Here is a 13,750-nt window from a genome sequence, read left to right on the forward strand (position 1 = left end):
AACCAGGCTGGGCAGAATTCACAGTTTTCAAATCGGGAATAATGCGTGCTATCGGAGCGATTTGAAATATCAATTCAGCGACATAAAGGCAGTCTCCAAACATCAGACCAGAACTGCAAAACGCAAACAGGCCGCGCTCTTTAAAGCGCTGCCTGTTTCGGGTTAAAGCGGGCTTAAAGCGTATTACTTCGCCGTCGGCATCGCGAACTCAGCGCCCTTCTCGATGCTTTCCGACCAGCGCTGCATGATCGACTTCTGCTTCGTGTAGAAGCGCACGCCCTCTTCGCCGTAGGCATGCGTATCGCCGAACAGGCTGCGCTTCCAGCCGCCGAAGCCGTGCCATGCCATCGGCACGGGAATCGGCACATTGATGCCGACCATGCCGACTTCGATACGGCGGCCGAATTCGCGTGCAACGTTGCCATCGCTCGTGAAGCACGCGACGCCGTTACCGAATTCGTGTGCGTTGATGAGTTCAACGGCTTCCGTGAAGTCCTTCACGCGCACGCAGGCAAGCACCGGCCCGAAAATCTCTTCCTTGTAGATGCGCATGTCCGGCGTGACGTTGTCAAACAGCGTGCCGCCCGTGAAGAAGCCGTCTTCATGACCGGCCACCTTCAGACCGCGGCCATCGACGACGAGCGTCGCGCCTTCCTTCACGCCTTCGGCGATATACCCTTCGATGCGCTCCAGCGCCTGACGCGTGACGATCGGACCCATTTCCGCATCGGCTTCCATGCCGTTCTTCACGATCAGCGTACGGGCGCGCTCCGCCAGTTGCGGAATGATCTTGTCGGCCACATCGCCGACCAGCAGCGCAACCGAGATCGCCATGCAGCGCTCGCCTGCCGAACCGTACGCGGCGCCGATCAGCGCATCGACCGATTTCTCGAGATCCGCGTCGGGCATCACCACCATATGGTTCTTCGCGCCGCCAAGTGCCTGCACGCGCTTGCCATGCTTTGCGCCCGTTTCGTAGATGTAGTTCGCAATCGGCGTCGAGCCGACGAAGCTCACGGCCTTGACATCCGGGTGCGTGAGCAATGCATCCACGACCACCTTGTCGCCCTGCACGACGTTGAACACGCCGTCGGGCAGGCCCGCTTCTTTCAACAGCTTCGCCATGAACAGCGCGGCCGACGGATCGCGCTCGCTCGGCTTCAGCACGAACGTGTTGCCCGTTGCGATGGCGACCGGGAACATCCAGCACGGCACCATGCAGGGGAAGTTGAACGGCGTGATGCCCGTGACGACGCCGAGCGGCTGGCGCATCGTCCAGTTGTCGATACCCGTCGACACCTGTTCCGTGTAGTCGCCTTTCAGCAATTGCGGAATGCCGCAAGAAAATTCGATGACGTCGATGCCGCGCGACACTTCACCTTGCGCATCCGAAAACACCTTGCCGTGCTCCGCCGTGATGATCGCCGCGAGTTCGTCGCGATGACGGTTCATCAGTTCGAGAAAACGCAGCATGACGCGCGCACGCTTGATAGGCGGCGTGTCGGCCCACTTCGGAAAGGCGGACTTCGCGCTGGCAACAGCCGCATCGACATCGGCAGCCTCGCCCAGCAGCAGCTTGCGGGCTCGCGCGCCCGTGGCGGGGTTGAAGACGGCCTGGCTACGGGTTCCCGTGCCATTGACGCGTTCGCCGTGGATGAAATGTCCCACGTCTGCGCTGTCGGTAAAGGCTTGCATGTCCCACTCCTTCGTTTGTGATTGGCGTTGAAAGAAGTGTAGAAAGCTGCGCACGCGCTGGAAAGAGGCTACCATTGAACTCAATGTTTGCCATTGTGAACAATCAGTGTATGGATACGCAAAATATCGAGGAACTCTGGACGCATTTGCACTGGCTGACGATGCTCGCCGAGCAAGGCACGTACACGGCCGCCGCCTCGCGGCTAGGCGTCAGCAAGGCGGCGATGAGCCAGCGCATTTCGGAACTGGAGCGCGCCGCGGGTATTTCGCTGGTGCAGCGCACCACGCGCAGCGTACGGCTGACGGAAGCGGGCCAGCAGCTCGTCGACAGCACCCGCGCGCAGTACGCGCAGATTGCCGCGAGCTTCGCGCAGGTGCGTGAACTGTCGGGCGTGCCGCGCGGTCTGGTGCGCGTGACGGCGCCTGTTGCGCTCGCGCGGCAGCAACTGGTGCCGAAGCTGCCCGAGTTTCTGACGGCCAACCCCGAGGTCCGCGTGCAGCTGGAGGTGTCGGACCGGATCGTGTCGCTCGCCACGGAAGGCTTCGATCTGGCGATCCGGCATAGCGCGGAGCCGCCCGATACGCACGTCGCGTGGAAACTCTGCGAGACGCACTCCGTGATCGTCGCGACGCGCGCCTATCTGCGCAAGCGCGGCACGCCGCAGTCGCCGGAAGATCTCGCCTCTCACGATTGCCTGTTCTATCCGCGCTCGACGGGCGAGCCGATGTGGTCGTTCGAACGCAAAACGGCGCGCAAGAATGCAACGCAGCCGGTCACGCTGCCCATCAACGGCCAGTTCTCCGCCAACAACAGCGAGACACTGCGCGACGCGGCGCTCGAAAGCCTCGGCATTGCGCTGGTGCCGGATTTCACCGCGCAGGCCGCCGTTCAGGCGGGCAAGCTGGTCGTCGTGCTGCCCGAATGGCGCGTCACGGGCGCATTCGCCGAGCAGTTGTACATCGTGCGGCCGTACGCGTCGCATGTGCCGCGCGCGGTCGGGTTGTTCGTCAGTTATCTGCGCGAGCGCTTTGCGAACGGATTCCCCGTTTGATGGCCACACGACGTCAAAGCCCAACGCCGCCCGAATACTGGGAAATAAGCTTCCTCACCCGCTCTTCCGCGTCGTCCGATGCGGGCGTGTAGACCACCAGACTGAGATCGGGCCTTCCGTGCACGACGAACCCGGAATACTCCAGCTCGATCAACCCCAGAACCGGATGGCGGATTTCCTTCGTGCCTTCGTCGTTGGCGCGAACGTCGTTGGCTCGCCACATTGCGTCGAATTCGGGGCTTAGTTCGCCCAGTTCATCGACGAATGCCTGGATGTTCTTCGCGGCGCCGCCGCGCGCGGCATCGGCGCGAAACGCTGCCACCACGAAACGCGCGACACTTTCCCAATTGGGCTGCGCGTTGCGCACATGCGGATCGAGAAAGATCAGGCGCAGGATGTTGCGCTCTTTGGGCGGCAGCGCCGCGTAATCGGTCAGCACCGCCTGCGCCGCGCGATTCCAGCCGACGATATCCCACGTCGACGTCCTCACCACGGCGGAGCTGAATTCCAGCGCGTCGAGCACGCGCTGCAGGCGCGGCGACACGCTGCCGGGCGGCTGATAGCGGACCTCTGGCGGCCGGCCCAGCCCAAGCAGGAACAGATGCTCGCGCTCGACGTCCGTCAGCAGCAACGCCCGCGCAATGCGGTCGAGCACGCCCGCCGACGGCGCGCCGCCGCGCCCCTGCTCCAGCCACGTGTACCACGTCGCGCTGACGTTGGCGCGTTGCGCGACCTCTTCGCGCCGCAGACCGGGCGTGCGCCGGCGCGCAGCGGGCAGGCCCAGCGCGGCGGGGTCCAGCTTCGTGCGGCGGTCGCGCAGATAGGCACCCAGCAGATTGTCGTTCGCGTCCATGCTGATCCTGTTAGTCCGTATACCTGTAAAACGTCACTACTTCACCCTGATAAGCGACACGTAGATAGTAATCCCTCATCGATACAGGGAGGTTTCATCATGCGTGTCTTCGTGACGGGAGCAACGGGGTTTGTTGGCTCGGCCGTGGTCAACGAGCTTGTGCAGGCGGGGCATCAGGTGCTCGGTCTCGCGCGTACCGATGAAGGCGCGCAGGCACTCGCCGCAGCGGGCGCCGAGGTTCAGCGGGGCTTACTCGAAGATCTTGACGGGCTGAAACGCGGCGCGGCCGAGGCGGACGCCGTCGTCCATACGGCGTTCAATCACGACTTTTCGAAATTCGCCGCCAACTGCGAGACCGACCGGCAGGCGATCGAGGCGCTCGGCTCCGTGTTGGTTGGATCGGACCGTCAGTTGATCGTAACGTCGGGGCTTGCGCTGCGCGCTTCGGGGCCGCTGGCTACCGAGGACGACGATGCCGTGCCTGCGTCGGCGGCTTATCCGCGACTGTCGGAAGCGACGGCGGTGGTGCTCGCGGCGCGTGGCGTCCGGGTGTCCGTGGTGCGTCTGCCGCCGTCGGTGCATGGCGACGGCGACCATGCGTTCGTGCCGATGCTGATCGCGCTCGCGCGCGAGAAAGGCGTGTCCGCGTATATCGGCGATGGCATGAACCGCTGGCCCGCCGTGCATCGGCTGGATGCGGCGCGCGTCTATCGGTTGGCGCTCGAACGCGGCACGGGGCCGGCCCGGTATCACGCCGTCGACGACGAAGGCGTGCCGTTCAGGGAGATCGCTGCCGTGATCGGCAGGCGGCTGAACGTGCCCGTCGTATCCGTGTCGCCCGATGAGGCTGCGAAGCACTTCGGCTGGTTCGCAGGTTTTGCGGGCATGGGTGTGCCGGCGTCGAGTGCGAAAACACGCGCGTTGCTGGACTGGTCGCCGACGCAACCCGCACTGCTCGCCGATATCGACGGGCCGCGTTATTTCGAAGGCTGATAGGCAAAGAACCGATATGGGCCATTTGGCCCATATCGCCCACTCAAACGTAGTGGGGAAAAATGCCGGCGGTGGAGACGCCTGCAAAAAGACATCTGCTTACCGATACCGCCCTGCAAGCGCGGAAACCTTCTCGATGTTCTGCGGCGTAATGAACCCCGGACCCGAACTGATATTGCGCGCCTCGTAGACCGGCTTCAGCCCGTAGTCCTGCAGACGCTTGATGAACTTCGGATCCTTCTCCAGTTCATTGCGCGCCTGCACGACGTCCGAGTTGTGGTTCCTGTGCATGATCGCGAGCATCGCGACGGGAATATAGCCCTGCAAATAAGGCTGCTGGTCCGTGCAGAAGCGGATCGTGCCGTTCTTGATGCCCTTCGCGACATCGGAGTCGATATCGAAGGTGGCGAACCAGATCTTGCCCGCCAGTCCCATCTTCGTGACAGCGCGTATGGTCGGATCCGCCGACGTCGGCCCAAGCGTCAGCACGGCTTGCGTATTCGGGTGCGCGCGCAGATAGGCGCTGACTTTCGATTCGATATCGGTTGGGTCCGTGCCTGCGTCCAGCACTGAAGATTTCATATCCGCGCCGATGGCTTCGGCAAAACCACGACAGCGCTCGAATGAAAGCGGATTGGTCGCGTAGTGATTCACGCACAGAAAGCTCTTGATGCCATCGGCTTTCGCGCGTTCGCCCGCTGCCTTGCCTGCCAGATATTCGGGCTGTCCGACATGCAGCAGCGCGCCAAGATCGGCACTCTGCTTTTCAGTGCCAGTATTGGCCGTAACGAACGGAATGTTCTTCGCCTTCAGACGCGAGATCGAACCTTTGAGCAGATCGAAATCGGCGATGGTCGTCACCACGCCATCATAGTTGCGCGCGGCGGCCTGATTGACGAGTTGAACCATATCCGCGATATCGCCATTCGGCGGGTTGCGATAGTCGGTCTGCACGTTGAAATCTTCATCAGCCTGCGTGATGCCGTTCTTCACCGTGTTCCACCACGCATCCGAGTCGGGCGCATGCGTGATGAAGTCGAAATGCGCGGCGGATTCGGCGCTTGCGTCGATACACAGGCCCAGGCTCAATGCCGCTGCGGCGACACATATCGCCTTCGTGACGGGTAATCTCATCGCTGTCTCCATGTTTGTGGCTGCCGGCGTTGCGCGCTGGCAGATTGCTGCCCTGCGTTGCGCGGTCAATCGGCGGCAAGGCCGATGAACACGTTGCCGTCTTCCGTTTTCACGGGATGTGTGACCAGGTTCACGCACACGGGCGCGCCCTTCGCGGCGCCCGTCGGGATATGGAAGCGCCCCATGTGCATCGGGCACTCGATCACCTCGCCGAATACGAATCCGTCTGCGAGCCGCGCCGTTTCATGCGTGCACAGTCCCGCCGTCGCATAGAAGCCGGTTGCCGTGTGATAGACGGCGTACAGCTTGCCTTCGTGCTCGAACTCCATCACGTCTTCTTCGTCGATGTCGTCAGTGGCGCAGACCTGATGCCATTGCAGAATATTCATTGCATGCTCCGTTCGTGTTCAGCGTGGCTGGGCGGCGAGCGATTCCTCACCGGATGGCTGCGTGTTCGATGCGGGTGTCTTGCCCGGCACGCGTGGCGTGATCATGTAATCCGAGTCGTACCGCTGCATGCGCAGGAAATAAAGAATCTCGCTCCATGCACTGAACAGGCCGTCGTATGCGGGCGGCAGATCCGCTTCGATTGCCTTGCGCAATTTCGGTAACGCATGAAAAGGCACATTCGGAAACATGTGATGTTCGACGTGATAGTTCATGTTCCAGTAGAGCAACTGAAGCACGGGATTGAGCCGGATCGTGCGCGTCGAGAAGCGGTGGTCGAGTTCGTTCTCGCGCAGCCCCGTGTGTTGCGTGATGGCCAGCAGTTCGTGCAGCCACGCGCCATACGCACGCGGCAAAAGCAGAAACACGACGGGCAACCAGTTGTGCGCAGCAATCGCCCATACAACCACGCCCAGATACAGCGCGAGCACGATCCGCGAATTACGGCACATCGCGCGATATTCAGTGACCGGCACCACCGCCTTTGCGCTGCGCGACACGATGCCCAGGCTGTGCATCACGATGTTGCCGAGATGATGGATGCCATGCGAGACGCGCAGAAAATCCGTTGCGAACTTCAGATAGTTCGGCGGCCGCTTGACGGCGATTTCCGCATCGGCGGGCATGGTGGCCGTCAAATGCGTGTACGTGTGATGCTGCGCATGCGACCAGCGGCTATAGATCTGCTCGCGCCACGTCATGAAGCAGATCAGCCAGTGCACCGATTCATTCAGCCACTCACTGCGAAACGGCGTGCGATGGCGCAGTTCGTGTTCCATCGCTTCAGCGAAGGCGTAAATCGTTCCATAGAGCAGGAACGCGGGCACGCACCACCACGTGCCGAGCGACAGCCACGCAAGTGCACCGCTGCCCAGCACCATCGCGAGAAACACACCGAGATAGACAAGTGCGTCGCGGTCGTTGCGCCGCGTGAGTTCCTTGAGCACCTTGCGGTCGAGCGGACATTTGTACCAGTCGTCCATCGTGATCGGCTTCGAGTTGTCTTGCTGTGCAGACATGCATGGCTCCCTGTGCAGGCTTGGCGGTTGATCTGGCGATCGTTTGTCTGAGGCATAGGTCGTTGCCTGAGTGCATTTAAGACTCGCAATGAGCACACGTCAAAGCCATTAATGCCTCATTTTGAGTTATCAAGGGTAATCCATAAGCCATTCGCCACGTACATTTCATGCGCGTCGTATCACTCAACACAAAAGCCTCAAAATGAGTCAAACTCGAAGCTAAGCAATATCTCGATCTGCCGCGAAAGGACACAGAGATGAAAGGCAAGCCGACGCTCAAGCAACTCATGGAGATCACGCAACTCAGCCGCGCGACGATCGACCGCGCGCTCAACGACCGGCCCGGTGTGCATCCGCGCACGCGCAGCGCAGTCGATGCGGCGTTGAAGCAGTTGGCCTCGGGTTCAACGGCGATGAAGTCATCTCCGCACGCGCGTAAGACCGCCTGCTCATTCCGCGTGCTAGCGCAGGCAGGCGACGCATTCACCGACGAACTGACCCGAACGGCGGCACTTCTCGAACCGGAGTTCGAAGCGGACGGCGTGCGTCTCGAAGTGATCCGATGCGTAGGCGCATCGGACGAAGAAGTCGCGGCCCGCATCCGTCAGACGAAGGACGAAGTGGATGGCATCGGCATCATCTGCACGAACACCGCGACCACATCGTCGGCGTTGCGCGAGTGCATGGCGGCGGGCAAATCCGTCGTCACGCTCATTACGGATGTCGATGCCGACGCGCGGCACACGTATGTCGGCGTCAACAACCGCTCGGCTGGGCAAGCGGCGGCCTTTCTGATCGGACGGCACTTGCAGGCGCATCCGTCGCCCGATGTCGCCGTGATCGTCGCGACGTTTTCGTACACCTGTCACGAAGATCGCGAGATCGGTTTCCGTTCGCTGCTACGCCAACGGTTTCCGCATGTGAATCTCGTCGAAGTGATCAAGGGCGCCGACTCCGGCGCGGCGACGTACGAAGCGACGACGCGCTTCCTGAAGACACACGGCAAGCTCGATGGCATCTACAACGTCGCGGGCGGCAACGAAGGGCTCGCGGCGGCGCTGCGCGAGCACGATCTTGCGGGCCGCACGCTCTACGTCACGCACGAGGTCAACCGCATTACGGAGCCGCTATTGCGCTCCGATGCAATCGACTATCTGCTGACGCAGGACGTACGTCTGATGCTGCGCACTGCCGTCGATCATCTGAAGGCCGCGCGCGAAGGCGCGACCGTGCCTTCGCAAGCTATCTTGCCGATCGAAACATACTCGCGCTATTCGCTGTACTGAGTGCGTGCCTGTGCGCGTCCCCATCTGTAATTACAGCGCCAGAATGCGTGCCGCGTACGGGCTCACCGCACATGACCTGGTAATTCCTTTAGACGCATGGGTGAACGCAACCATATCGATGCGTCATTTACACCTGTGTGGCTGAAATTTGTTTACGTACGCTGCTTCCCGATCAGTGCGTCCCGTCGCGAAGAGACGCCTGCTCCTCACCGATACACTGGAGAACCGGGATGACTGCCTCAACGCGAAACAAGCACGCTGGCAAACGCTACACGTACGAGTGGTACGTCGTCGTGATCTGCATGCTGGCCTACGTCTTTTCATTCGTCGACCGTCAGGTGCTCGCGCTGATGATCGAGCCGATCAAACGCGACTTGCACCTCAGCGATACGCAGTTCAGCCTGCTGCACGGCTTCGCGTTTTCGCTGTTTTATGCAGTGATGGGCATGCCGCTCGCGTATCTCGCCGATCGCTTCGCGCGTCCGCGCATCATCTCGATCGGCATCGCGCTATGGAGCGTCGCAACGGCCGCATGCGGGCTCAGCCAGCACTTCGTGCACATGTTCGTTGCGCGCATGAGCGTGGGCGTCGGCGAAGCGGCACTTTCGCCGGGCGCCTATTCGATGCTCGCCGATTACTTCCCGAAAGATAAACTCGGTCGCGCGGTCGCGGTTTATTCGCTGGGATCGTTTATCGGCGGAGGTGTCGCGTTTCTGATCGGCGGCTATGTGATCGCGCTGCTCAAGCACACGGCCACGCTGACGCTGCCCGTGCTAGGCGACCTGCACGCGTGGCAGTTGACGTTCTTCATTGTCGGTTTGCCTGGGCTGTTCGTCGCGCTGATCTTCATGTTGACCGTGCGCGATCCGCAACGCAAAGGGCTTGCGCAGGACAGCACGGGCACAGTCAAACGCGTGTCGATGCTGGACGCGCTGCGCTTCATCGCCGCGCACGGCAAGACGTTCTTTTGCCACTACATCGGCTTCTCGTTCTATGCGATGACGCTGTACTGCCTGATGAGCTGGACGCCCGCGTTCTATATGCGCCGCTTCGGTCTCACGCCTGTGGAAGCAGGCTATACGCTCGGCACCGTGCTGCTGATCGCCAATACGACGGGCGTATTCTGCGGCGGCTGGCTCAACGACTGGCTGCTGCGCAAGGGCCGTACCGACGCGCCATTGCGCGCAGGCTTTATCGGCGCGGTGTGCATGCTGATTCCGTCGGTGGCGTGCACGCAGGTCGGCAGTCTGGGTGCATCGCTCGCGCTGCTCGTGCTCGCGATGTTCTTCGCATCGTTCCCGATGCCGACATCGGCGGCAGCGCTGCAGACGCTCGCGCCCAACCAGATGCGCGCGCAGATTTCAGCGGTGTTTTTGCTGGTTTCGAACCTGATCGGGCTCGGCGCAGGCACGACGATCGTCGCGCTGATCACCGACAAGGTGTTCGCGTCGCCGCTCGCAGTCGGTCATTCGATGGCAATCGTCAATCTCGTTGCATCTGTGCTCGCTGCAGCGCTGTTGTGGATCGGCTGCAGGCAGTTCCGTGCGAGTCTCGAGCGCGTGGCGCTGGAGCGCCATACGAGTGGCGCCGACAGCGCACGTATCCCATCAGATAGCGCAGCGCCCGTCCTCGGTGCATCCGTGCGCTAATCGCGGCTACTGCACAGCGGGCAATCAATCGATACACGATTGCCCGCTGTTTCAAGCCCGGTTTCAATGCGTGGTGGCAGGCTTCAGCCGGAACGCCGCCACCGACTCATCGAGCTGCCGCCCCTGATCTTCGAGCGAGCGCGACGCTGCCGCCGCCTCTTCGACCAGTGCCGCATTCTGCTGCGTGACGTCGTCCATCTGCGTGATCGCGAGATTGACCTGCGCGATGCCGCGGCTCTGCTCTTCCGACGCCGCCGCGATCTCGCTCATGATCGAGGTGACCTGTCCGACGGCACGCGTGACTTCCGTCATCGTCTCGCCCGCCTCACCCGCGAGCGACGAGCCATCCCTGATCCGGTCGACGGATGCGCCGATCAGTTCCTTGATCTCCTTCGCCGCACTCGACGAGCGCTGCGCGAGGCTGCGCACCTCGCTCGCGACGACTGCGAAGCCGCGCCCGTGCTCACCGGCACGCGCCGATTCGACGGCGGCGTTGAGCGCGAGAATATTCGTCTGGAACGCGATGCCTTCGATGATCCCCGTGATATCGGCGATCCGGTTCGAACTCGCGCTGATATCGGTCATCGTCGATACGACGCGCTCGACGGCCTCGTGGCTGCGGCGTGCGACGTCGGAGGCATCGCTCGCAAGCGAACTCGCCTGGCGCGCGCTTTCGGCGTTCTGTTTGACCGCGGCTGTCAGCTCTTCCATGCTCGCGGCCGTTTCTTCGAGCGCGGCGGCCTGCTGCTCTGTGCGCGCCGACAGATCGGCATTGCCCGTCGAAATCTCGCCCGTCGCCGTGCGCAGCAGCGCGCTGCTGTCGCGGATTTCGAGCAGCACGCTGTTCAGCTTTTCGACGAACGCATTGAACTGCTCGGCCAGCACGCCGACTTCGTCGTTACTGCCCACAGGCAGGCGCCGCGTGAGATCGCCGTCGCCCGATGCGATGTCCTGCATGCTGTTCGACAATGCGCGCAGCGGCGCCATCAGTCGCCGGCCGAGCGCCGTCGTCAGCGCGAGCGCGACGAGCAGCACGACCAGACCGCCCGCGATCAGCATGACGGACAGCCGATTGGCCGACGCCATCATCTCCGCGTGCGGAATCAGGCCGATGTATTTCCAGCCCAGTTCCGGTGACGTGTAGACGACCGTGTCGTAACGCGCGCCGCCGATATCGATAGACAGCGTGCCGTTGTCCAACGCCGCGAGATCGCGATAGCCATCGCCGAGGTCCTTGAGCGCCTTGAAGTTGTGCGCGGCGTCGTGCGGATCGACGAGCACCGTGCCGCTGTCTTCGACGACCATCAGATAGCCTGTTTCGCCGAAGCGTACCTGGCCGATCATCTTCGCGAAGCCATCCAGCGAGATATCCATGCCTAGCACGCCGTTCGGCTTGCCCTGCCCGTTCTGGACCGAGCGCACGAAGCTGATGATCACGTTGTTGTCGCCACCCGAGTTCGCGTACGCGGCCGTGCGCCGCACCGCGCCTGCCGCCTGCATGCCCTGCGTGTACCACGGGCGCTCACGCGGATCGTAGTGATCGCTTGTGAACTTGCCTTTCGGCCATTGCACGTAGCCGCCCCATTGCGTGCCGACGTAGACGTAGCGCAGGTCGGGATGACTGTCGCCGAAGCGTTGCAGCAGATGGAAGATATCCGTTTCGACACCGCCGTTGGTATCGGGCGTCATCTGTCCGCCGTGGGTCAGATAGTTGGTGACCGACGTATCCGCCGACTGCACGAGCGGCAGATCCGACAGGAATACGACGTTGTCGTGAATGCGCTTGAAGGTCTCGCGCAGACTGCTGTCGATCTGGCGGATCTGGCCGAGACCGGCGTCGTTGAAGTTGTCTACCGCCTGACGGCGGACGTTGAGCGTCGCGTAGAGCGTGATGGCCAGGATCGTGGCCGCGAGCGCCGCGCCGGATATGAGGCTCAGTTTTATAGCGATGGAGCGCATGCGCATGCCGGGTGGGTCCTGTCTTTTTTGAATTGATGTATTACGGGTCGCTGGCGCGTGGGGTTGATGGAGGGCATTTTTTATAATTGACCTGATGGTTTGGTTTGGTTTTGGGTTTGGTTTTGGGTTTGGTCTGGTTTGCCTGGGTTTTCGCTGGCATCCGCTTGATGTTTTGCCTGCTTCAGGCGTTGCCCCTGTGCGGGGTGACAACATTTATTGAAAATCAGTTACTTACGATGGGGTTTGGTACAGTCCTGCACAGCGCCGCGGGGAAGATCGTAACCGTGCGGGAAAGCAACATTTTTGTGTGATGTAGCGCACATTCGAACGTTCGCTACATCACACACCGCGCTCGTGCGGCCCGCGCGTACGGGATACTCGTATCGATTACAGTTCTGAACCCGCTGGCGCTGGTCAGCACTCCAGTCCAGCCAGAACAGCGTCGAACACGCTTCGCGCTCGGGCGCCGTCAACCGTGTGCCATCGCTTTCGTGGCCCCCTTCCATTCGCAGCGAGCAGCATGCGCGTGCCGCTTGGACGGTTCTGAAACCGTGGGTTGCCCCTCATGACGACACGTGGCTGCTGTCGAGCCATCGCGGTTCCGATGACTAGAATACGAGCGGAACGGTCATACCGTTCGAGGATCAGTGACTGGCCTTACTCACGCTCGCCGGTCAGGTGCATTCGAAACTGATCGTCAGCCGTTCGACGTCACACATAATTCTTGCGCAACGTGATCGTAGTATTGCGGCAGGCCACCGGGGACGCGCGAAACGCCTCCCGTTTTCTGCAATGCCATGCAATCTCGAATACTGTGAGGCCGCTATGTTCCAAGCCAAAGACATCGCATCGTTGACTCTATCCATTGCAGCGCTTGCTTTTTCCGCGTTCTCATTTTGGCTCAACTATCGCAACAACAGTCGTAACGCTACTTTGGGGCGGAAACCTGTTCTGGTTTTCGAGTACGACGGGGGCTTAGGTTGGATACTCCGAAACGTTGGTAACGGCCCGGCAATGAACGTGATTGTTGCGCAGCGATTAAAGACTGGAGAATGGCTTAATCCGGTCAGGATTCCTCCACTGGGAAAAGACGGCCAGATGGCACTGGAATGGTTGGATCACGTCAACACCACGGGTCTCGGCGCAACGTATGTCGACTCCGAGGATGTCGCCTACACGTCAACATGTCGAGAGGACCTGAGTCGAGTCGAACTTGGGATTAGGTTCGGTCCATGGCCAGACGAACAAATCGGGCGCCACTGGGCTAATCCTCGTTGCATCACATGATGTCCGATGAAGCCGGACATTCGTGCGTAGCACCACGCCGCCGAAAGGCTGGCTACCAACGGCGCGCGAAGCGCGAACCCGGCAACATGAACCAGCAGTTCAACTGCCCAGACGGCAATCGGCTCGTCGGAAAGGTTGTGTTCTCAGGCATGCACCGCGTCTAAAGATAGGACACGCACGGTGTGATAGATAGCATTTGTGGCTATAGAACCGTGAATGTCGCGCCGAGTGCAGATAACAATGAGATATCGAAGCATTCATTGCTCCGTTGTTTTGGGTTGAACAAGCCGCGCGGCTAGTTGCGTGTTTCGGACATCGTTAGCCTGTTCTGCATAGCCTGCGAGCCGCCTTCTCGGTCGGCGAGTCAGGAGGCATG

General features: G+C 61.3%; 10 protein-coding genes. 4 read left to right on the top strand and 6 right to left on the bottom strand.

What is annotated here, in order from left to right; all coding sequences use genetic code 11:
- Window positions 1-183 precede the first annotated feature (183 nt).
- Window positions 184-1,695 carry a CoA-acylating methylmalonate-semialdehyde dehydrogenase gene (locus tag G3O01_RS21455; protein ID WP_205807145.1) on the bottom strand — a complete coding sequence of 504 codons (1,512 nt, stop codon included), beginning with the start codon at window positions 1,693-1,695 and terminating at the stop codon, window positions 184-186.
- A gap of 110 nt (window positions 1,696-1,805) precedes the next feature.
- Between G3O01_RS21455 and G3O01_RS21460 the strand changes: the two genes are divergently transcribed.
- Window positions 1,806-2,747 carry a LysR family transcriptional regulator gene (locus G3O01_RS21460; RefSeq protein ID WP_205807146.1) on the top strand — a complete coding sequence of 314 codons (942 nt, stop codon included), beginning with the start codon at window positions 1,806-1,808 and terminating at the stop codon, window positions 2,745-2,747.
- 13 nt (window positions 2,748-2,760) lie between these two features.
- Here the strand turns inward: G3O01_RS21460 and G3O01_RS21465 are convergent, their stop codons facing one another.
- Window positions 2,761-3,600: a helix-turn-helix transcriptional regulator gene (locus G3O01_RS21465; protein ID WP_205807147.1), complete on the bottom strand. Its 840-nt coding sequence runs from the start codon at window positions 3,598-3,600 to the stop codon at window positions 2,761-2,763.
- 99 nt (window positions 3,601-3,699) lie between these two features.
- Between G3O01_RS21465 and G3O01_RS21470 the strand changes: the two genes are divergently transcribed.
- Window positions 3,700-4,593, top strand: coding sequence for an SDR family oxidoreductase (locus G3O01_RS21470; protein ID WP_205807148.1), 894 nt, complete (start codon window positions 3,700-3,702; stop codon window positions 4,591-4,593).
- A 99-nt stretch (window positions 4,594-4,692) separates the two neighbouring features.
- Here G3O01_RS21470 and G3O01_RS21475 read toward each other — a convergent pair whose 3' ends face one another.
- The 3 genes from G3O01_RS21475 to G3O01_RS21485 form a co-directional block, all read right to left on the bottom strand.
- Window positions 4,693-5,727 carry a sugar ABC transporter substrate-binding protein gene (locus G3O01_RS21475; RefSeq protein WP_205807149.1) on the bottom strand — a complete coding sequence of 345 codons (1,035 nt, stop codon included), beginning with the start codon at window positions 5,725-5,727 and terminating at the stop codon, window positions 4,693-4,695.
- A 65-nt stretch (window positions 5,728-5,792) separates the two neighbouring features.
- On the bottom strand, window positions 5,793-6,116 hold the full coding sequence (locus tag G3O01_RS21480; RefSeq protein WP_205807150.1) for a non-heme iron oxygenase ferredoxin subunit: 324 nt from the start codon (window positions 6,114-6,116) through the stop codon (window positions 5,793-5,795).
- An 18-nt stretch (window positions 6,117-6,134) separates the two neighbouring features.
- On the bottom strand, window positions 6,135-7,193 hold the full coding sequence (locus tag G3O01_RS21485; protein ID WP_205807151.1) for a fatty acid desaturase: 1,059 nt from the start codon (window positions 7,191-7,193) through the stop codon (window positions 6,135-6,137).
- Window positions 7,194-7,450: 257 nt separating this feature from the next.
- Here G3O01_RS21485 and G3O01_RS21490 point away from each other — a divergent pair, with 257 nt between their 5' ends.
- Window positions 7,451-8,479, top strand: a complete 1,029-nt coding sequence (locus tag G3O01_RS21490; protein WP_205807152.1) for a substrate-binding domain-containing protein — start codon at window positions 7,451-7,453, stop codon at window positions 8,477-8,479.
- Window positions 8,480-8,709: 230 nt separating this feature from the next.
- Window positions 8,710-10,128 carry an MFS transporter gene (locus G3O01_RS21495; RefSeq protein ID WP_205807153.1) on the top strand — a complete coding sequence of 473 codons (1,419 nt, stop codon included), beginning with the start codon at window positions 8,710-8,712 and terminating at the stop codon, window positions 10,126-10,128.
- 63 nt (window positions 10,129-10,191) lie between these two features.
- Here the strand turns inward: G3O01_RS21495 and G3O01_RS21500 are convergent, their stop codons facing one another.
- Window positions 10,192-12,093: a methyl-accepting chemotaxis protein gene (locus tag G3O01_RS21500; protein WP_205807154.1), complete on the bottom strand. Its 1,902-nt coding sequence runs from the start codon at window positions 12,091-12,093 to the stop codon at window positions 10,192-10,194.
- Window positions 12,094-13,750 lie beyond the last annotated feature (1,657 nt).

It is taken from the genome of Burkholderia sp. Ac-20365 (genome assembly GCF_017104715.1).
GTDB lineage: Bacteria > Pseudomonadota > Gammaproteobacteria > Burkholderiales > Burkholderiaceae > Paraburkholderia.

What these genes read in the sequence shown, in the direction of transcription:
- G3O01_RS21455 (WP_205807145.1), bottom strand. Translation starts at nt 1,695, where the DNA reads ATGCAAGCCTTTACCGACAGCGCAGACGTGGGACATTTCATCCACGGC.
- G3O01_RS21460 (WP_205807146.1), top strand. Translation starts at nt 1,806, where the DNA reads ATGGATACGCAAAATATCGAGGAACTCTGGACGCATTTGCACTGGCTG.
- G3O01_RS21465 (WP_205807147.1), bottom strand. Translation starts at nt 3,600, where the DNA reads ATGGACGCGAACGACAATCTGCTGGGTGCCTATCTGCGCGACCGCCGC.
- G3O01_RS21470 (WP_205807148.1), top strand. Translation starts at nt 3,700, where the DNA reads ATGCGTGTCTTCGTGACGGGAGCAACGGGGTTTGTTGGCTCGGCCGTG.
- G3O01_RS21475 (WP_205807149.1), bottom strand. Translation starts at nt 5,727, where the DNA reads ATGAGATTACCCGTCACGAAGGCGATATGTGTCGCCGCAGCGGCATTG.
- G3O01_RS21480 (WP_205807150.1), bottom strand. Translation starts at nt 6,116, where the DNA reads ATGAATATTCTGCAATGGCATCAGGTCTGCGCCACTGACGACATCGAC.
- G3O01_RS21485 (WP_205807151.1), bottom strand. Translation starts at nt 7,193, where the DNA reads ATGTCTGCACAGCAAGACAACTCGAAGCCGATCACGATGGACGACTGG.
- G3O01_RS21490 (WP_205807152.1), top strand. Translation starts at nt 7,451, where the DNA reads ATGAAAGGCAAGCCGACGCTCAAGCAACTCATGGAGATCACGCAACTC.
- G3O01_RS21495 (WP_205807153.1), top strand. Translation starts at nt 8,710, where the DNA reads ATGACTGCCTCAACGCGAAACAAGCACGCTGGCAAACGCTACACGTAC.
- G3O01_RS21500 (WP_205807154.1), bottom strand. Translation starts at nt 12,093, where the DNA reads ATGCGCATGCGCTCCATCGCTATAAAACTGAGCCTCATATCCGGCGCG.